Below are 18,311 nucleotides of genomic sequence, written 5' to 3'. Positions count from 1 at the left end.
ATGCCCGGTCAGAAGGGGTAGGGGGCGATCCGGGGGCGCGCGGTCAGCCACTGGGTCTCGGTGAAGGCCTCGATGTTGGCCTCGGGGCCGCCGAAGCGCGACCCGGTACCGGAGGCGCCGACGCCGCCGAAGGGGGCGTTCGCCTCGTCGGAGACGGTCTGCTCGTTGATGTGGACGATGCCGCTGGGAACCGCGTCCGCGATGGCCATGGCGTCGCCGACGTCACCGAGGATGCCGAGGGAGAGCCCGTACTCGCTCTCGGACGCGAGAGCGATGGCCTCCTCCGTCGTGGCGAAGGGCACGACGGGCGCCACGGGGCCGAACACCTCGTCCGTCCAGGCGGGCATCGCCGGGGTCACGGCCGCCAGCACGGTCGGGGCATAGAAGAGGTCCTGGTAGGTGCCGCCGGCGGCGAGCCGGGCGCCGGCGGCCACGGTCCGCCGCACGAGGTCGTCGACGCGCCCGAGCTGCCGGTCGTCGATGAGCGGGCCGAGCGCGACCTGACCGGACGCCGGGTCGCCGACGGGCAGGTGGGTGGCCTTGGCGGACAGGGCTTCCACGTAGGCGTCGTGCAGGCTTTCGTGGACCAGGTGGCGGCCGGTGGACATGCATATCTGGCCCTGGTGCATGAAGGAGCCGAAGGCGCCGGCGGAGGAGGCCAGCGCCAGGTCCGCGCCGGGCAGCACGATGAGGGCGTTGTTGCCGCCGAGTTCCAGGTGCGTGCGCTTGAGATGGCGGGCACCCAGCTCTCCGACCCGGCGGCCCGCCGCCGTGGAGCCGGTGAAGGAGACGACGCGGACCTCGGGAGCGGTGACCACGGCCTCGCCCACGTCGGCGCCGCCGGGTAGTAGTTGGAGGAGTCCCTCCGGCAGACCGGCTTCCTGGAAGATCCGTACGAGGGCGACTCCGCCGCACACCGCCGTGCGCGGGTCGGGCTTGAGGAGTACCGCGTTGCCCAGCGCGAGGGCCGGGGCGACGGAGCGGATGGACAGGATGACCGGGAAGTTGAAGGGTGCGATGACGCTGACCACGCCCGCCGGGCGGCGCCGGGCGAAGCTCCAGCGTGCCTCGTCGGACGGCAGCACAGTGCCGTGCGGATGGCTGGGCAGCGCGGCGGCCTCGTAGCACTCCTGGGCGGCGATGTGGGTCTCCAGCGCCGCCTTGGCGCGGATGGCGCCGCTCTCGCGGACGATCCAGTCCTGGATCTCCTCGGCGTGCGCCTCCCACAGCGCGCCGGCCCTGCGCAGGACGGCGGCCCGCTCCCCGGGCGGCCGGGCCGCCCACTGTGCCTGCGCGGCCGCCGCTCGGGTGGCGGCCTTGCGCGCGTCCTCCGCGTCGGCCATCCCGATGGCGCCGAGCCGGTCCCCGGTGGCGGGCTCGATGACCGGGGCGGTCCCGCCGGAACCGCCGGACCAGCCGTCGGCAAAGATCTTCGCAGTCCATGTGTCCGCGTCGAGAAGGCTCACGATGCACTCCCTGAAGTGATTAGACTTCACAGTATTGTCGTGTGTTTCAATTTCGCAAGACCTGTGCACGGATGGTCCTTCCACCTGCAGAAGTCTTGTTGCCGACATCGCCAGACTGCTTAGATATCTTAGATTGTTGACTACTCCACAGGAGGCAGCGATGTGCTCGATGCACCCCACGTCGGCAGCGGCACCCCGGGCCTCGGCCGCAACCACGGCCATCGACCATGTCGGACTGTCGGTCCGTGATCTCGACGCGGCCGTCGTCTTCTACACCAAAGCCCTCGGACTCACCGAGGAGTTCCGCTTCGAGGTCGAGGACCAGCGCATGCGTGCTGTGGTGCTGCGCGCCGCCGACGGCTACGCGGTGGAGCTCATGTCCCGCCCCGATTCGGTCCCCTCGCCCCCCGCGTCCGACCCGAACACGGCCGTACTGCGCCAGGGTTACGGGCATTTCTGCCTTCGGGTGAGCGACTTGGACGGCCTCTACGACCGAGTGCTCGCCGCGGGCGCCTCAGTGATCGTGCCACCGGGCCCGGCCCCCCACCCTGATGTCCGCTTCGGCTATCTCGCCGATCCCGAAGGCAACCTGATCGAGCTGATCCAGATTCGCGAGGGAGCAACGCTGTGACCGGCACACCGTTCATGGAGGGGAAGTCCGGACTGGTGACGGGCGGCGCCGGCGGTATCGGCCGGGCCAGCGCGCTCGCCTTCGCACGGGCGGGTGCCGCGGTGCTTGTCAGCGACCTGGAGAGCTGCCGGGACGGCGGGGAGCAGACGGTCGAGCTGATCGGGAAGGAGGGGGGCCGTGCCCGCTTCGTTCCCTGCGATGTCACCCGCGAAGCGGACCAGGAACGGCTGGTCGCCGAAACCGTACGAGCTTACGGGCGGCTGGACTTCGCGCTGAACAACGCCGGCGTCGAGCACCAGGCGAGCCTCGTCGACATGGAGGCCGCCGACTTCGACCGGGTCATCGCCGTCAACCTCAAGGGCGTCTGGCTGGGGCTGAAGCACCAGATCCGGCAGATGCTCGCCCAGGGCGGCACCGGCGCGATCGTCAACACATCCTCGCTGGCCGGGCTGGTGTCGCCGCCGCTGCTCGGAGCGTACGTGGCGAGCAAGCACGGTGTGCTCGGCCTCACCAAGACGGCCGCCGTGGAGTACGCCGAGTCCGGAATCCGGGTGAACGCCGTGTGTCCTGCCTCCATTCGCACACCGCTCATGGACGCGCTGACGGACGATCAGGTTGCCCAGTGGGTCAGCCGCATGGCCATCAAGCGGCTCGGCGAGCCGGAGGAGGTCGCGGCGGCGGTGGTGTGGCTCTGCTCGGACCAGGCGAGCTTCGTGACGGGGGTCGGTCTGCCGGTCGACGCGGGGGCGTCGGCGATGTGAACCCTCCGGCGGAGGAGGACGGGGCAGGTGCCGGGCGTGACCCGCGAGTTCGGGTCCCCCGGCACTCTTGTGTCCGAACACCTCCGCGTGAGACACGTCGGGCCTGCGGCCTGCGGCCTGCGGCCTGGTGCCGCGGGCCCGGCTCACGTATGTGCTGTCAGAAGCCGTTGCACGCCCTCCACACTGGCCGGGACCGGCGCCAGCCCCGGTGAGGCGACGATCTCCTGACACGGCATCACCCTGTGTCTGTCTGACCGGCGTTCGGCCAGTGGGGATTCGAGGTTCGCGGCGGCTGACCGCGCGAGGCCGCAGCCGGGAGTACCCGCTGACGCACCGTCATACTGCGCGTCAGCGGGTGTTCGGGTCAGACGTGGTCGAGCTGCCGGACCGGGTTGGTCGCCGGGGTGTTGGCGGTCGGTGTGGGAGCGGGCAGGCGGGCGCCTTCGATGTCGACGTCGGGCAGTACGCGGTCGAGCCAGCGGGGGAGCCACCAGGCACGGTGTCCGAGCAGGGCCATGACGGCGGGGACGATGGTCAGGCGGACGACGAAGGCGTCGAAGAGCACGCCGAAGGCGAGGGAAAAGGCGATCGACTTGATGACGGGGTCGTCGGTGAAGATGAACCCGCCGAAAACGACCATCATGATCAGTGCGGCGGCGACGACCACGCGTCCGCTCCTGGCCACGCCGTGGGCGACGGCTTCGCGGGCGTCGCCGGTGTGCTCGAAGTGTTCGCGCATGCGGCTGACCAGGAAGACCTCGTAGTCCATGGCGAGGCCGAAGAGCACTCCGACGAGCAGGACGGGGAGGAAGGCCACCACGGGTGCGGCGGCGGCGACTCCGAAGGCGTCGGTGAGGTTGCCGTCCTGGAAGACCCAGACGGCGAAGCCGAGGCTGGCCGCGGTGGACAGCAGGAAGCCGAGTACGGCCTTGAGGGGGACCAGCAGTGACCGGAAGGCGATGGTCAGCAGGACGATGGCCAGGATCGTGATGATGGCGATGAACAGGGGCAGTGCGTCGGCCAGTTTGGCGGAGACGTCGATAGCGGTGGCGGTGGTGCCGGTGACGTACATGACGCCGCCGGCCTGGGTGACGGCTTGCTTGTCGTCGTCGCGCATCCGGTGCACCAGGTCGGTGGTGGCCTGGTCGTCCGGTCCGGTTGTGGGGATGACGCTGAGGAGGGAGACCGTGCCGGACTGGTTGGTCACCGGCGGGGCGACGGCGGCGACGCCGGTGTCGCGCCGCAGCGTGTCGGCCAGGTTGTCGAGGAGCGAGGTGCGCTGGGCGTCCGGGACGCGGGCGGTGTCGACGGCGACGGTGACGGTGGCGTTGTAGCCCGGCCCGAGTCCCTGGCCGAGCAGGTCGTAGCCGCGGTGCTGGGTGCTGGCGACGGGTTGGGTCTCGCTGCCGGGCAGGCCGAGACGCAGGTGGCCGACCGGCAGCGCGACGGTTCCGAGAGCCGCCAGGCAGACGAGCAGGGCGGCGACGGGTCGGCGGGTGATCATGCGTGCCCAGGCCAGGCCCCACGCCCGGGCGGAGTCGGGACGTGCGCTCCGGGAGCGGCGCTGCTTGGCGCGGGGACGCAGCCGTTCACCGGCGAAGGCCAGCACGGCCGGCACCAGGGTGAGCGAGACCAGGACGGCGAGGAGCACGGTGAAGGCCGCGGCCAGGCCCATGACGGTCAGGAACGGGATGCCGGTGGCAGACAAGGCCGCCAGCGCAATGATCACCGTGAGTCCGGCGAACGCCACGGCGCTGCCCGCGGTGGCGGTGGCGCGACCGATCGAGTCCTGCACGTCGAGCTCGTCGTCACCCTGGCCGGCCAGCTGCTCGCGGTGGCGGGACACCAGAAACAGGGCGTAGTCGATGCCGACGGCCAGGCCGATCATCAGCGCCAGGGTGGTCGCGGTCTCGGTCATCTGGACGAACCCGGCCACGAACTCGACGCCCAGAACGCCGATCGCCACTCCGACGAAGGCGGTGACCATGGGCAGTCCGGCCGCGACCAGCGACCCGAGGGCGAGGGCGAGTACGAGGAACGCGACGACGATCCCGATGATCTCGGCGGGGCCGCTCACCGAGACGGTCGGATCCATCGCCGAGCCGTCGTACTCGACCGTGAGGCCGGCGTCCCGGGCCGGTCCCATCGCCGAGGTCAGCGCATCGGTGGCGGACTTCGGCACCTCTCCCGCCGCCTTGGTGAACTGGACGTCGGCGAAGCCGATCGTGTGGTCGGCGGACATCGTCTGGCCCGTCACCGGGTCGGACACGGAGAGCACCCCGGGCACCGAGGCGGCGTTGTGCAGGCTCGAGGCGATCGCGGCCTGCTCCTTCCCGCCGAGCAGCGTGGCACCGGGCGGCGCGGCGAACACCACGCGTGCGTCGGCGCCGGCAGCTTCCGGAAACTCCTTCTTCAGCAGGTCCGTGGCCCGCTGCGCCTCGATCCCCGGCACGCTGAACTGTGTGGAGAGGTTCCCGTGGAGGGTGATCCCGAGCCCGCCCACCACCGCGAGCAGCAGCAGCCAGCCCGCCACCACCCAGCGCCGGCGGCGCGCCGCCCACCGGCCGAGTGCGTACAACTTTCCAGCCATGACTGTTCCCTGTCGCCGATCTGTCGAGACGACTGCAGCCTAAGCTAAATTTGCAGTGCGCTGCAATATTGCGAGGAGCTGTAATTTTGCAGTAATCTTGGCGCCATGGTGAAGCAAGGTCTGCGGGAGCGCGGTAAGGCACGGCGCAGCGAGGCGGTCATCCGTGCCGCCTTCGAGTTGTTCGCCGAGCAGGGCTACGACGCCACGACGGTCGCCGAGATCGCGGAACGGGCCGAAGTCTCGCCGCGCACGGTGGCCATGTACTTCCGCTCCAAGCAGGACATCGCCATGTCCAAGTTCAGCGAGGGCGCGGACCGGCTGACCGAGGCGATGCGCGAGCGGAGCCCCGACGAGCGTGCGGTGGACGTCCTCGGGCGGTGGCTGCTGGCGGAACACGAGTCGGGCGACGACGAGATGGTCGCACTGGAACGCCGCATGTTCGTCGCCAACCCCGAACTGGCTGCGCTGCGGACGGCACGGATGGACGCCGCCATCCGCGAATCGACCAGAGTCGTCGCCGAGGATCTCGGCGTCGCCCCGGATTCCGTCGGCCCCCGGATGGTGGCCGTCGCGGCGACCGCCATCATCATCGAGCTCTTCACCGGCACCCAGGAGTCCGACCTCGAACAGGCCGCGGTGGTCGCCCTGCGCCTCATTGAGGCGGCCATCGAGTCCCTTCCTCGGGACGCCGGCTAGCGCCGGGTGTCCTTGAGTTTTCGGCCAGTTGCGGCGAAGGGGGCACCTCCCGGCCGAAGGCTGGGCGAGCGTGCATGGGGGCACCTCCCGCCCCCCTTGGGGCCGGGGGAAGCGTCGCGACGGGGCGAAGGTTGCCTGCCGCGGCATTGGCACCGCACGCCGGCTCTCCGCACTTTCAGGAGTGGTGCACCCCGTGGGCGAAAGCGCGAGCGGTCACCAGGGGTAGGAGCGCCAGGGCCGCGGGGATCGCGAAGGCGAGGCGGAACGCGGGGTGGGGTGTGGGCCGGGTCCGGGGTGTGTCTGGGGGCCCGGGAATCGACCAGCGGGAGCAGGGCTGCGGGCCGGGGGGCACTGGGGGTGGTTCACGTGCCGGGGGCGGGGTGCGCTGCCGGCGTCCGGTGGTGCGGCCGGGCGGCGTCGCCCGGGTGAGCTGGAGCGCGGCGGGGCGGGGCTGGTGCGGTGTCCGCGCGGTGTGGTGCGCAGCGGTACGGCTCGGTGATGATGGCCCGACGGAATCCGGGGCGACGCCGAGATCCTCGGCGACGACTCTGGTCGATTCGCGGATGGCGGCGTCCATCCGTGCCGTCCGCAGCGCAGCCAGTTCGGGGTTGGCGACGAACATGCGGCGTTCCAGTGCGACCATCTCGTCGTCGCCCGACTCGTGTTCCGCCAGCAGCCACCGCCCGAGGACGTCCACCGCACGCTCGTCGGGGCTCCGCTCGCGCATCGCCTCGGTCAGCCGGTCCGCGCCCTCGCTGAACTTGGACATGGCGATGTCCTGCTTGGAGCGGAAGTACATGGCCACCGTGCGCGGCGAGACTTCGGCCCGTTCCGCGATCTCGGCGACCGTCGTGGCGTTTAGCCCTGCTCGGCGAACAACTCGAAGGCGGCACGGATGACCGCCTCGCTGCGCCGTGCCTTACCGCGCTCCCGCAGACCTTGCTCTCAGAATGCTCGCAAGTTACAGCCCACCGCAATGTTGCAGTCCGCTGCAAACTTAGCTTAGGATGAAACTCGCCCGCCCCGGCGGCCTCGACTCCCTCCCCACCGATGACCTGGACCGCGCCAAAGCCGCATCTGGGACCTCCTGCACCGAAAGGCCACCCCATGACCCCGACACGGACCATCCTGATCACCGGCTGCTCCTCCGGCATGGGCCGGCAGGCCGCGCTGGCCCTGCACCGGCTCGGCCACCGCGTGTACGCCACCGCTCGCCGCCCCGAGACCCTGGCCGACCTGGCCGCGCTCGGCATGTCCACCCTGCCGCTCGACGTCACCGACGACCAGTCGATGGCCGACGCGGTGGCCGCCGTCGAGGCCGAGCACGGCAGCGTCGACATCCTGATCAACAACGCCGGATTCGGGCTGCACCTGCCCGTGGAGTCCGCCACCCCGGCCGAGGTCCGCGCCCAGTTCGACACCAACGTCTTCGGACTGGTCCGGATGGCCCAGCTGGTGCTGCCGGGCATGCGCCGCGCCGGGCACGGCCGGATCGTCAACCTCTCCTCCATGGCCGGCCGCTTCTCCCCTCCCGGCGGCGCCTTCTACCACGCCAGCAAGCACGCCGTGGAGGCGATCAGCGACTCGCTGCGCCTGGAGGTCGCACCCTTCGGCGTCGAGGTCGTAGTCGTCCAACCCGGGCCCACCATCACCGAGTTCAGCGGCACCGCGGTCGGCACCATGGCCCCCGCCTCGGACGCCGCCGACCCGTACGCCGGCTTCCGAGCCAAGCTCGCCGACATGTACGCCAACCACGCCTTCACCCGCCGCAGCGGCGCCGTCCCCGCCGAGGCCGCCACCAAGGTGATCGTCCGCGCCGCCACCACCGCCAAGCCCCGCGCCCGGTACGCGATCGGCGCGCTCGCCCGCGCCACCATGTTGGCCAAGCGCCTGCTCCCCGACGCCGCCTTCGACGCCCTGATGCGCCGCAGCTTCCCGCTTCCCGAGGCGGCCTAGTGGTGGGCATCGGTTCGATTGAGGTGACTCGGTCGGGTGATCTCCAGCCGGTTCGCGTATGAAGGCAGGGCCTCCTGTCCAGCTCGGGATTGTCGAAGTCCAAACGAGCCGGCCAGGAGGCCCTCTGTCGCAGTCTTGCGTTCCTGTGCCTGTGTCCTCCAACTCGGCTACCCGGTCGTGTGATTGCCTCGCTCACTGGTTCGGGAATGCGGGCAACCGTCCGGACCGTGCGCGCGGCTACGACTTGGACATGACGGACACCGAGTGGGTCACCGTACGGGACGCGATGCCCGTGCCGCCGTGGCTGCAGGGGCGGGGCGGGCAGCCGGAGGGCTACTGCCACCGGCAGATGTCGGACGCCGTGCGCTACCTGGTCGACAACGGCATCAAGTGGTGGGCGATGCCGGCGGACTTCGCCGCCTGGGACCGGGTCTACGCCTTCGCGCGGCGGTGGCGCGCGCGGGGCCTGCTGGCTGAGTTCCACGATCGGCTGCGGGGCATGGTTGCGAGGACGCAGGCCGCGACCCGGAGCCGACCGCCGCGGTGATCGACGGCTTCCACGGGCCTCGGCGCGGACAGGACCTCGCCGACCCGCTGACGCGCGATCAGCCATTCCTGCCAGTTTGTCTCCGCCTCGGCGAGTGCGGCGAGCACCCGCTCCTCCAGCAGACCCACGACCGACGCCATCCCGGCACCTTCACCCACGAGACAACTCGACCCGCCGAGCCTGTCCCGCCAACACCGACATCATGCATGAGCTGCGGAAACACACCGATCAAGTTCGGTACGACAACGGCTTCTCAGCTTGACTCTGTCGGGGATCTTGGAGTCGCTGGGGTCAACTGCCCAGAGTTCGCCAGGACTTCAGCCGGGGGATCTCACACTGGTCGAGGTAGTCCTGGAAGGCAGTCGGTGGGCGAGACGTCGGGGGTTCCTCGGCCGGTGACAGTCCGCTGAGGCGCTCGATGTTCACGGCGATGGCCGTCAGGACGTGCTGGATGTGGGCTCTTCCCTGTCCTCGGTAACGGCAGCGGCGCATGCCGTGTCCGTGGGCGAACTCGTTGACCGTGCTCTCCACTCCGGAGCGGGCCGCGTAGCGGGCCTTCCACTCGGGTGTCTGCTGTTCCGTGCGGACGCGGAGTTGCAGGTCGCGGAGCTCTCGCGGGGGAAAACCCACGGTGCGGACGTTGTCGGCGGTGCTGGTGCACTGGGCGCGGACCGGGCAGGGGCGGCACTGGGTCTTGGTGAACCGGGCCACGATCAGCGGGGCCGCGGTGGGCGAGGACGTCGGGTAGGGGCCGTGCCAGCCCGCGCTGACCTGTCCCTGGGGGCAGGTGACCTGCTGATTGTCGTAGTCGATGTGGAAGTCGTCCCGGGCGAAGCCCTCGTTTTGGCGGTGTTGGCGGGTGGGGTTGCTCTTCAGCGGGCCGGAGACGGTGACCTGGTGTTCGCGGGCGGCTTGTTCCAGGTGGGGCAGGGAGGTGTAGCCGGCGTCGACCAGGTGCTCGGTGGGGAGCAGTCCGCGGCGGGCGGGGCGGGTATGGATGCCGGGTAGGACCTGGCTGTCGTGGGTGGTGGCCGCGGTGCTGGCCACGTCCGTGATCACGTTGGGGCGATCGGGAGCACAGGACTCGGTCAGATGGGCGGTGAACCCCTTCCAGCTGATGATGTGTCCGTGGCGTGCGTAGCGGGCCGAGGTGTCGTAGGGCGAGACAATCGCCCCGGAGGAGGGCGGCAGCCCGGGCCCGCCTTCCTTCTCGGCGGTGCGCCAGCACAGGCGGCCCGCGGCATCGCGGTGGTAGTTCTGCACCATGATCTGACGCAGGGCCTGGACACGCGGGCCCGACGCACGGTCGGCTCCGTGACGGTGGAGGTGTTCCAGGAGCCGGACGGCGTCGTTTCCGGTCGCGAGGATCCTGGTCTTGGGTTTGGTGGGGTTCTTGCCCAGGCGGATTGGACGGCCGTAGCGGAGCCCCCAGTCCTCATCGACCAGCTCGTCGAGCAGGTGAGGGGACATGCCGGCGACTTCTTCAAGTGCCGCGCGGACCGCCTCGGTGACCAGCTCCAGGCGGGTCAGGTCGCGCACTGCTGCCAGGACGTGGGTGGAATCGGTGCGCTGGGTGGTGCGCTCGCGGACGAGACCGGCTTCCTTCAGGCGTGCGAGCGCGAGGTCGAGGAGACGGTCGGCCCGGCCGTCCTCGGCGAGACGGTCCCGGAAGTCGGCCAGCACGCTGTGGTGGAAACCTGGATCGTCCAGCTCCATGGCCATCGCGTACTTGAAGTCGATCCGGCAGCGGACCGCCTCGGCGGCATGCCGGTCCGACAGGCCGAGCAGGAACTGCAGCACACAGACCGTGGCCAGTTGAGCGGGCGAGAGACCCGGACGCCCGTCCCGCGGGTACCAGTCGGCGAAGTCCTCGTCACACCACAGCCCATCCAGCCGGTCGCGCACCCATATCGCCGTCGTGCCGTCCGGGTTGCTCGCCCGCGCGACCTGCGCAGTCAGAGGCGGGACTCGTTCACCGGAACGGGGGCGGAGGGACAACGGGCACCTCGACAGCTGCATCAGTCATCGGAACCAACCGAGCATGCCCGCTGACCCTACTGCCGCGCCGGGAGACTCCAAGATCCCCGACAGAGTCAAGCTAAGTCATCCTTCCCAGCCCGCTCCAGCACCCCTCTGCGCAGGAAGTCACCGCCGGACAGGTCGTTCGTGAAAGTCTCTGGATCGGCGACGACTCCCAGTGCGCAGGGGAACGTTTCCCCAGGCCTACCACAAAGTGACCGACAAGTCGGTTCAGAAGGGGTAGTGCGCTTGCTGGGTGGCGATGGTCACCCAGCGGGTGTTGGAGAACGCCTCGATTCCCCAACGACCGCCGAAGCGCCCGTACCCGGAGGCTTTCGCCCCACCGAACGGGGCTTGCGGCTCGTCGGCCACGGACTGGTCGTTGATGTGCACGATGCCCGTACGGATCCGGCGCGCCACCGTCAGTCCGTGGGTGGCGTTCTCCGTGATGATGCCGCAGGTCAGGCCGCTGTCGGTGTCGTTGGCGAGGGTCACCGCGGTGTCGTCGTCGGTGAAGGTCTCCATGACGCAGACCGGGCCGAACGCCTCCGCGTGGTAAAGGTCCGCGTCCCTCGGGACATCGGTGAGGACGGTCGCCGGGTGGACCGCGCCGTCCGGTTCACCACCGCCGACCAGGATCTTCGCACCCTTGGCCACGGCGTCCGCGACCAGGTCGGCCACCCGCCGTGCGGCCTGTGCGCTCACCAGCGGGCCCACGACCGTGTACGGCTCCCCTGGGTCACCGGCCGCCAGCGAGTCCGCCTTCGCGGTGAACTTCCGGGTGAACTCCTCCGCCAGGGACTCGTGGACGAGGATCCGGTCGCCGGACATGCAGATCTGCCCTGCGTTCATGAACACGCTGAACGTCACGGCGTCCACGGCGTAGTCCACGTCCGCGTCGTCGAGGACGAGCACCGCGTTCTTGCCACCCAACTCCAGCACGGAGGGCTTGAGGTGACGGGCCGCCAGCTCGCCGATGATCCTCCCGACAGCGGTGGAGCCGGTGAAGTTCACCGCCCGCACCCGCTCGTCGGCGATCAGCGCCTCGGCGATCTCGGCCGCGTCCTCACGGGCGTTGGTGATGACATTGAGCACGCCGTCCGGCAACCCGGCCTCCCGCAGCACGTCGGCGACCAGCAGCCCGCAGGCGATCGGCGCGTCCTCGCTCGCTTTGACGACGACCGTGTTGCCCGCGGCCAAGGGCGCCGCCACAGCGCGCACGCCCAGGATGACGGGTGCGTTCCAGGGCGCGAACGCGGCGACCACGCCCAGCGGTTCGCGCACCGCCAGGCCCAGCGCGCCCTGTTCCTGCGCGCTGAGCACCTCGCCGCGCGGGGCGGTGATCGCGGCCGCGGCCTCGCGCAGGATGTTCGCCGCCAACCCCACGTTGAAGAACGCCCACGGCCGGGTGCCGCCCGCCTCCTGCGCCATGAGGTCGGCGACCTGTGTGCCGCGTCCGTCCAGCAGGTGGGCGGCCCTCAGGAAGATCGCCCGACGGGCGAAGGGGGCCAGTGCAGCCCACTCCTCGAACGCCGAGTCGGCTGCGTCCACGGCACGCACGACGTCCTCGGGACCGGCGGCGGCGACGGTGGCGTACACCTCCCCGGTGAAGGGGTTGATGTCGTCGGTGGTGCGGCCGGAGGCGGCGGGCACGTCTCTGCCGGCGACGTACAGGTCTCGGGTGATGGCCATGGGGTCGTTCTCCTTGCTACGTAGCGTCGTTGATACGTGGTGGTGCGTGGTGAGCGGTGTCAGGACTGCCGGGCCACGGCCTGGTCGGTCAGTTCGGAGGCGCTCGCCTCGACACGGGCCGCGGCCCGGACCATGCCGTCCGCTTCCTCCTCCGGCAGATCCCAGGCCGCTATGCGGCGTACACCTTCGGGCCCGAGTTCGACGGGCACGGTGAGGCTGGTGCCGTGCACGCCGTACTCGCCGTCCAGCACGACAGAGGCGGGAACAAGGGTTCCGGAACCGGTGGCGATCGCCTCGATGAGGCGGGCGGTGCCCAGGCCGGTGGTCCAGGTGGAGGTGCGGCCGGAGTCCAGGGCGACGTGCTTGGAGTACCAGGTGTCCACGTACTCCTCGGCGGCCGACCGCTGTTCGTCGCCGAGCACGACGGGTTCCCCGCCGACCGTGACCCGGCTGTACAGCGGGACCTGGCCCTCGCCGTGCTCGCCGAGCATCCAGGCGTCGACGTCCCTCGGCGGCACCCCGAGCGCGAACGCGATCCCGGTGCGCAGCCGGAGGCTGTCGTTGAGGGTGTAGCCGATCAGCCGCTCACGGGGCAGCCAGCCCTGCCGCTGCACCCAGGTCAGCAGCGGGTCGACGGGGTTGGTGAGCAGGAGCACCAGTCCGCCGAAGTCCGCTCCCGCCTCCCGCAGGGGACGCAGGCACTCGTTCACGATCCGCGCGTTGTCGGCGAGGAAGACGGAACGGGAGGAGTTCAGCCGCAGCGGGACGGCGGCGCTCAGCACCACCACGTCCGCGTCGAGCGCGTCCTCCGGGGTGCCGCCCCGGACGGTGTCGGCGGTGGCGCCGAGGCCGAGGGCGTTCTCCAGGTCCATGGTGTGGCTGGTGATCATGTTCGGGCGGGTGTCGACGAGCACGATCTCGTACGTCCCCTGCGCGGAGAGCAGATTGAACGCGGCGGAGGAGCCGATGCCGCCGGCGCCTCCGATGATGACGACCTTCACGTGTTGTGCCTTCCGTGCTCAGCGGGTCAGTTCAACGGGTCAGGAGGAGTAGTGGGCGTCGGCCTGGACGGTGACCTCGAGCACGAGCGGCTCATGCCGGTCCGCCAGCGTCGGCAGGACCTTGTCCAGGACGGACAGCAACGCGGCGTGGTCCTCGACCCGTTCGGCCGGGCAGCCCAGCCCCCGGGCGAGGGTCGACACGCTCAGCTCGGTGAACGCGGGCCAGGCCGGGGCCGCCGAGCCCTCACGCTCGGAGAGGCGGTCCATGATCGCGTAGCGGCCGTTGGCGAGGACGACGTACAGGACGCCGATGCCGTAGTGGGCGGCGCTCCACAGGGCCTGGATCGAGTAGAGGGAGGAGCCGTCGCCGAGCACGGCCACCACGGGCCGGTCCGGGGCGCCGTGGCGGACTCCGATCGCGGCCGGCATGGCGAAGCCCAGCCCGCCCATGGCCGCGCTGAGGAAGCCGAGCGGCGCGCGGGCGGGCAGCAGCCGGTGCAGGTCCGGGCGGCTGGAGGGGGTCTCTTCGACCACCACGGTCTTCGGATCGAGCCTCTCCGCGAGGGCGGCCAGTACGTGAGCGGCCCGCAGGGGCTCACCGGGCGCGGGGGGCTGGGGCGTTGTCTGCCGGTTCAGTGTCGAGGAACGCGGCATGTCGGGCACCAGTGGCGCCAACCGGCGTACGGTGTCGGCCGGTTCGGCGAGCAGGACCAGCTCCGCCGGGCTGCGGTGGGCCTCCTCCCGATCGTCCGTGATGACGGCGACCCGGGTGCCCGCCACAGTGAAGTCGCCCGGAGCGTAGGTGTATTGACGGAACGCGGCGGCTCCGACGGCCAGGACCGTGTCGTACGGGGCGAGCGCCTCGCGCAGTGCGGGGCGGACCGCGGGGAGGTGGCCGGCAAAGAGACGGTGGTCCTGGGGGAATCCGGCACGGGCGCCGAACGGCTCCTGGTAGACCGGGCATTCGAGGCGCTCGGCCAGCGTGACGAGCGCCTGCCAGCCGTCCGCCGAGTCGTTGCCGGCGCCCGCCACGAGACAGGGCGATTCGGCGGCCGTCAAGAGCGCGCCGAGGTCGGCCAGAGCGTCGTCGGAGGCCGTACGACGGCCTCGTACCGCGAGCGGCCCGCGCGGCGCGGCCGGAGCGACATCCTCCTCGGCCTCGGCGAACCAGTCGTCCATCGGGACCACGACGACCGCCGGACCACGGCCTTCCTGGGCCTCGTGCCAGGCGCGGGCCACGGCGCCGGGGACATCCTGCGGACGGGCCGGCGTGTGCTGCCATACCGGGTACTCCCCCGCCAGGCCGTCCAACCTGCCTGCCAGGAAGGGCTCGTGGGCCAGATGCCGGCGGTCCTGCTGGCCCACGATCACCACCAGGGGCGCGCGGTTCGCGCGGGCGGTGGCCAGGGCGCTGACGGCGTTGCCGTATCCGGCGGTGGTGTGCAGCAGGACGAGCGCGGGGCGACCGGTGGCCAGGGCGCTGCCGGAGGCCATCCCGACGACCGAGCCCTCGTGCAGGCCGAGCACGAAGGAGATGTCGGCCGGCAGGTCGGCGAGGAAGCCGACCTCGGTGGACCCCGGATTGCTGAAGAGGGTGGTGAGGTCGTACTCGCGCAGAACGTCGAAGGTCTGTTCCTTGACGGTCCTGGCGTGGGCGGCCGTGGTCATCTCTGGTCCCCTTTCTGCCAGGACGGGACGCTAGGCCGTGCATCCTCCGCGAACCACAGGCACGTTCGCTATGCGAAACGAGTCGTACCCGCGTAAGCGGACACGTCATTCGACCCCGGGCAGAACCGCCCCGGTGGACAGTTCGCCGCGCAACCGGCCGGTGATGCGGCGTGCTGTGTCGAGGACGGCCTCGATCTGTGGCGGGCCGGGGTGTTCGACGGTGAAGGCGATCGACACGGCGGCGACGGCGTGGCCGGGCGCCGACACGACCGGTGCCGAGATCGTCCCGAGGCCGCGCACGACCTCATTGCGTGTGGTGGCGTATCCGCTGGTCCGGGCCCGGCTGATCTCCGGTCGCTCACCGAGCAGTTGGGGCTCGGCGGACAGCATGGCAATGCCCGGGGAGCCCAGGGTCAGCGGATGCCGGTCGCCGGGGCTGTAGACGGTGCGCGAGCGCGTGCTCTCGACCTCGACGGAGACCAGCGTCACCGCTTCTTCGCCGTCCCGGACGACGAAGAAGGAGGTCAGGCCCACCCGCGCGGCCAGCCTGGCGATCTCCGGTTTGACGATCCGCTGGAGCATGGGCAGGGTGCGCCGGCCCAGTGACTGGGCGCGGGTGCCGATGACGTACCCGTGGGTGGTGTGCGCGACCAGGTGGTGGTCCTGGAGGGTGCGCAGCAGCCGGTAGACGATCGAGCGGTGCAGCCCCATCTGCTGGCTCAGTTCGGCCAGCGTCAGCGGCACGTCCGACAACGCGATCACTTCCAGGAGCCTGAGCCCCCGGTCCAGGGTCTGGACGGAGGGCCGGCTCGGCGGGGGGTCTTCGGCGGGTCGGGTCATGGTCAGGTGATCTCGTCGTCCAGCGCCGGGAACGCGCTCTCGGCGGGAACCGCCTCCCCGAGCACGGGGCGGCGGGCTTCGCGCCGGTGAACGAGGTACGTGGCGTCGGCGCGTGCGTAGTGCCCGGCCGGGTCGTAGGCGTTCTTCGCGAGGTCGATCTCGTCGAGGTCGATGTCGGCGTACACCAGTGCCTCCTCGCCCTCGTCGACGTCCTTGGTGAGGGTACGTCCGTCGGGGCCGAAGATCCGTGAGCACCCGCCGCCGGCGGTGAGCAGGCGGCGCTGCTCGGGCGTGGACGCGAAGACGTCGATGCCAGCCGGGGAGATGACCTGCGTGGCCATCAGGACGAAGGCGCTGCCCTCGATGGCGTAGACCTGGGACGCGGCGATGTTGGCCTCGGCGCTGAGCTGGAAGGCGAGGTCGCGGTAGAGCCCGAAGCACGGCCAACTGGCCACGTGCACCTGCTCGTTCTGCGCGTACAGGGCGTACTTGCTGAGCGGCTGGACATGCTCGGCGCAGTTCAGGGCGCCGAGCCGGCCGAGCGCGCTGTCGACGACCTTCAGGTCGCTGCCGTCGCCCTCGCCGAACAAGGTGCGCTCGACGTGGGTCGGCTTGAGCTTGCGGCGGTGCAGCAGCACGCTGCCGTCGGCGGCGATCACGGTCTGGGTGATGTAGAGGGTGCCGTGGTCCTTCTCGCTGTATCCGAGCGCGACGGTGATGCCGTGCTGCCGGGCGGCGCGGCGGATCGTGGTCAGTCCGTCGCCGTCGGGAGCGAGCGAGGCGGCGTGGTAGCGGCCGACGAAGGGGACCTGGTCGGCGACCGCGCCCAGCCACAGGAAGTGCGGATAGCCGGGGATCCACACTTCCGGGAAGGCGATGAGCGAGGCACCGCCCCGGGCCGCTTCCGCGATCAGGTCGACGGTCTTGGCGACCCCGGCCTCCGCGTCGAGCCAGGCGGGCTCGGCCTGGACGGCCGCGGCCTTGAAGCGGCGGATGGTGTCTGTCATGTCCGGTCGTCTCCTTCTCTTCATGCTCCCGCTTCCAGGAGCTTTTCGACCAGCAGGCCGAGGCCCAGGAGCCGTCGGTCGGTGTTCCAGGGCGCGTCGAGCGCCGCCCCCACCGGAAGTCCCGGGCCCGCCGACCGGACGGGCACGGTGAGGCCGGGAAGAGCGGCGACGCTGCCGGGTCCCGTGTTGCGGATGTAGGTGGGGAAGGACGGACGCAGGACACCGTCGAGCCGTACACGCTCGGTGTCGGTGTCGATGCGTCCGGCGGGCAGGGGGGTGGTGGGGAAGAGCACGGCATGGGCTCCGGTTTCGCGGAAGATCCGCCGGTAGCCGTCCACGAGGACACGGTCGCGGACCTCGAGGGCGGCCTTGTACGCCGTCTCGGTGACCGCCTGCGGGAACACGACCCTCTCCATGGTCGTGCGTACGTCCGGGTGGGTGATGCGGGTCAGGAGTTCCGCCGGATCGATGCCGCCCGTCGCCGTGCTCAGATACTCGGGCAGCTGCCTGGCCACCTCGTAGAGGGTGATCGGGAATCCGGCCCGTTCCTCGGCCGTCTCGACCTCCGGCAGCCGTACCGGCACGAGCCTGACCCCGGCGGTCCTCAGGACGTCCAGGGAGTGCTCCCACACCTCGGCGGTACGGGGATGCAGGGGCTCGGTGAAGTGGTGCTCGGGTACTGCGAGCACGACATCGCGCGGGTCGGGTTCCTCGGCCGGGTCGTGGTCGGCGGCGAGGACGGCATCCAGCAGGACCAGGTCCGCGACGGTCGGGGCCATGGGTCCGATGGTGTCGCGGGTCCACGACAGCGGGGTCACTCCCCCGGCCGGGTAACGGCCCGTGGTCGGGCGGAGACCGGCGATGCCGGTGAGCGCGGCCGGGACGCGGACCGAGCCGCCGGTGTCGGTGCCCAGCCCGGCCGGGGCCAGACCCGCGGCGACGGCCGTGGCGGTGCCGCCGCTGCTTCCGCCCGCGAAACGGCCGGGGTCGGCCGGATTGCGGGCGGGACCGTACGGGCCGCCCGCGGTGGTGGCTCCCAGGGCGAGCTCGTGCATGTTGGTCTTGCCCAGCACGATCGCGCCTGCGGCGCGCAGCCGGGTGATCGCCTGCGCGTCGCGGTCCGGGACGAATCCGGCGAGCGCCTCGCAGCCCGCGGTGTTGGGGAGTCCGGCGACATGGATGTTGTCCTTGACCGCGATCGGCAGCCCGTGCAGCGGGCCCCGCGCGGGGCCACGGTCCGCCGCTGCGGCCTCGGCGAGAGCGCGGTCGGCGTCGAGGGTGACGTAGGCCCCCAGGTCGCCGGCCCGCTCGGCACGTGTGAGGAGTTCCTCGGTGAGCGAGACGCTGGTGGGCGTCCCGGCGGCGAGCCGGGAGAGGGCGGTGTGCATGGGCGGACCATAAGGGCCTCGCCGCTGCCGGTGAACAGGGCTGTTTCGC

At 71.0% G+C, this 18,311-nt stretch carries 15 protein-coding genes; 5 read left to right on the top strand and 10 right to left on the bottom strand.

The features are described 5' to 3' along the window. Positions 1–8 precede the first annotated feature (8 nt). The gene (locus B5557_RS08225) at positions 9–1,466 is read right to left on the bottom strand and encodes a benzaldehyde dehydrogenase (protein ID WP_079658499.1); all 1,458 of its coding nucleotides are present in this window, start codon (positions 1,464–1,466) and stop codon (positions 9–11) included. Positions 1,467–1,626: 160 nt separating this feature from the next. On the opposite strand from B5557_RS08225, the gene B5557_RS08220 reads away from it, so the two are divergent. Together B5557_RS08220 and B5557_RS08215 are read left to right on the top strand one after the other, a co-directional pair. Beyond that, on the top strand, positions 1,627–2,097 hold the full coding sequence (locus tag B5557_RS08220) for a VOC family protein (protein ID WP_079658498.1): 471 nt from the start codon (positions 1,627–1,629) through the stop codon (positions 2,095–2,097). After that, a complete protein-coding gene (locus tag B5557_RS08215; RefSeq protein ID WP_107472566.1) occupies positions 2,094–2,858 on the top strand; it encodes a glucose 1-dehydrogenase in 765 nt (254 codons plus the stop codon). Before B5557_RS08220 ends, B5557_RS08215 begins: the two co-directional genes overlap by 4 nt. A gap of 364 nt (positions 2,859–3,222) precedes the next feature. Here the strand turns inward: B5557_RS08215 and B5557_RS08210 are convergent, their stop codons facing one another. Next, positions 3,223–5,448 carry an MMPL family transporter gene (locus B5557_RS08210; protein WP_079658497.1) on the bottom strand — a complete coding sequence of 742 codons (2,226 nt, stop codon included), beginning with the start codon at positions 5,446–5,448 and terminating at the stop codon, positions 3,223–3,225. A 105-nt stretch (positions 5,449–5,553) separates the two neighbouring features. On the opposite strand from B5557_RS08210, the gene B5557_RS08205 reads away from it, so the two are divergent. After that, entirely contained in the window at positions 5,554–6,144 is a 591-nt protein-coding gene (locus B5557_RS08205) for a TetR/AcrR family transcriptional regulator (RefSeq protein ID WP_007379949.1), read from the top strand. A 175-nt stretch (positions 6,145–6,319) separates the two neighbouring features. Here the strand turns inward: B5557_RS08205 and B5557_RS44950 are convergent, their stop codons facing one another. Beyond that, the gene (locus B5557_RS44950; protein WP_231976300.1) at positions 6,320–6,943 is read right to left on the bottom strand and encodes a hypothetical protein; all 624 of its coding nucleotides are present in this window, start codon (positions 6,941–6,943) and stop codon (positions 6,320–6,322) included. Between the two features lie 308 nt (positions 6,944–7,251). Between B5557_RS44950 and B5557_RS08195 the strand changes: the two genes are divergently transcribed. Together B5557_RS08195 and B5557_RS08190 are read left to right on the top strand one after the other, a co-directional pair. Beyond that, positions 7,252–8,100, top strand: a complete 849-nt coding sequence (locus B5557_RS08195) for an SDR family NAD(P)-dependent oxidoreductase (RefSeq protein WP_079658496.1) — start codon at positions 7,252–7,254, stop codon at positions 8,098–8,100. A 250-nt stretch (positions 8,101–8,350) separates the two neighbouring features. Beyond that, positions 8,351–8,647, top strand: a complete 297-nt coding sequence (locus B5557_RS08190) for a transposase (RefSeq protein WP_231976299.1) — start codon at positions 8,351–8,353, stop codon at positions 8,645–8,647. Positions 8,648–8,938: 291 nt separating this feature from the next. On the opposite strand, the gene B5557_RS08185 is transcribed toward B5557_RS08190, so the two are convergent. From B5557_RS08185 to B5557_RS08155, 7 genes are all read right to left on the bottom strand, one after another. Next, on the bottom strand, positions 8,939–10,645 hold the full coding sequence (locus B5557_RS08185) for an IS1182 family transposase (protein WP_231976298.1): 1,707 nt from the start codon (positions 10,643–10,645) through the stop codon (positions 8,939–8,941). Positions 10,646–10,897: 252 nt separating this feature from the next. Beyond that, positions 10,898–12,358, bottom strand: a complete 1,461-nt coding sequence (locus tag B5557_RS08180; RefSeq protein ID WP_079658493.1) for an aldehyde dehydrogenase family protein — start codon at positions 12,356–12,358, stop codon at positions 10,898–10,900. A 59-nt stretch (positions 12,359–12,417) separates the two neighbouring features. After that, the gene (locus B5557_RS08175) at positions 12,418–13,359 is read right to left on the bottom strand and encodes a malate dehydrogenase (protein WP_079658492.1); all 942 of its coding nucleotides are present in this window, start codon (positions 13,357–13,359) and stop codon (positions 12,418–12,420) included. A gap of 39 nt (positions 13,360–13,398) precedes the next feature. Further along, positions 13,399–15,027 (bottom strand): thiamine pyrophosphate-dependent enzyme, encoded by a 1,629-nt coding sequence (locus B5557_RS08170; protein ID WP_079658491.1) that lies wholly within the window; start codon positions 15,025–15,027, stop codon positions 13,399–13,401. 105 nt (positions 15,028–15,132) lie between these two features. Further along, positions 15,133–15,867, bottom strand: coding sequence for an IclR family transcriptional regulator (locus B5557_RS08165; protein ID WP_079658490.1), 735 nt, complete (start codon positions 15,865–15,867; stop codon positions 15,133–15,135). A 2-nt stretch (positions 15,868–15,869) separates the two neighbouring features. After that, entirely contained in the window at positions 15,870–16,874 is a 1,005-nt protein-coding gene (locus B5557_RS08160; protein ID WP_079658489.1) for a carbon-nitrogen hydrolase family protein, read from the bottom strand. A gap of 20 nt (positions 16,875–16,894) precedes the next feature. Beyond that, positions 16,895–18,262 carry an amidase family protein gene (locus B5557_RS08155; RefSeq protein ID WP_079658488.1) on the bottom strand — a complete coding sequence of 456 codons (1,368 nt, stop codon included), beginning with the start codon at positions 18,260–18,262 and terminating at the stop codon, positions 16,895–16,897. Positions 18,263–18,311 lie beyond the last annotated feature (49 nt).

The organism is Streptomyces sp. 3214.6, assembly GCF_900129855.1.
Taxonomy (GTDB): Bacteria; Actinomycetota; Actinomycetes; order Streptomycetales; family Streptomycetaceae; genus Streptomyces; species Streptomyces soliscabiei.
Note: the sequence above shows the minus strand (reverse complement) of the source record. Positions and strands in the feature narration are given on the sequence as shown.

Coding starts and splice junctions, on each gene's coding strand:
- B5557_RS08170 (WP_079658491.1), bottom strand. CDS start 15,027: ATGACCACGGCCGCCCACGCCAGGACCGTCAAGGAACAGACCTTCGAC.
- B5557_RS08220 (WP_079658498.1), top strand. CDS start 1,627: ATGTGCTCGATGCACCCCACGTCGGCAGCGGCACCCCGGGCCTCGGCC.
- B5557_RS08210 (WP_079658497.1), bottom strand. CDS start 5,448: ATGGCTGGAAAGTTGTACGCACTCGGCCGGTGGGCGGCGCGCCGCCGG.
- B5557_RS08165 (WP_079658490.1), bottom strand. CDS start 15,867: ATGACCCGACCCGCCGAAGACCCCCCGCCGAGCCGGCCCTCCGTCCAG.
- B5557_RS08205 (WP_007379949.1), top strand. CDS start 5,554: ATGGTGAAGCAAGGTCTGCGGGAGCGCGGTAAGGCACGGCGCAGCGAG.
- B5557_RS08195 (WP_079658496.1), top strand. CDS start 7,252: ATGACCCCGACACGGACCATCCTGATCACCGGCTGCTCCTCCGGCATG.
- B5557_RS08160 (WP_079658489.1), bottom strand. CDS start 16,874: ATGACAGACACCATCCGCCGCTTCAAGGCCGCGGCCGTCCAGGCCGAG.
- B5557_RS08180 (WP_079658493.1), bottom strand. CDS start 12,358: ATGGCCATCACCCGAGACCTGTACGTCGCCGGCAGAGACGTGCCCGCC.
- B5557_RS44950 (WP_231976300.1), bottom strand. CDS start 6,943: ATGTACTTCCGCTCCAAGCAGGACATCGCCATGTCCAAGTTCAGCGAG.
- B5557_RS08155 (WP_079658488.1), bottom strand. CDS start 18,262: ATGCACACCGCCCTCTCCCGGCTCGCCGCCGGGACGCCCACCAGCGTC.
- B5557_RS08190 (WP_231976299.1), top strand. CDS start 8,351: ATGACGGACACCGAGTGGGTCACCGTACGGGACGCGATGCCCGTGCCG.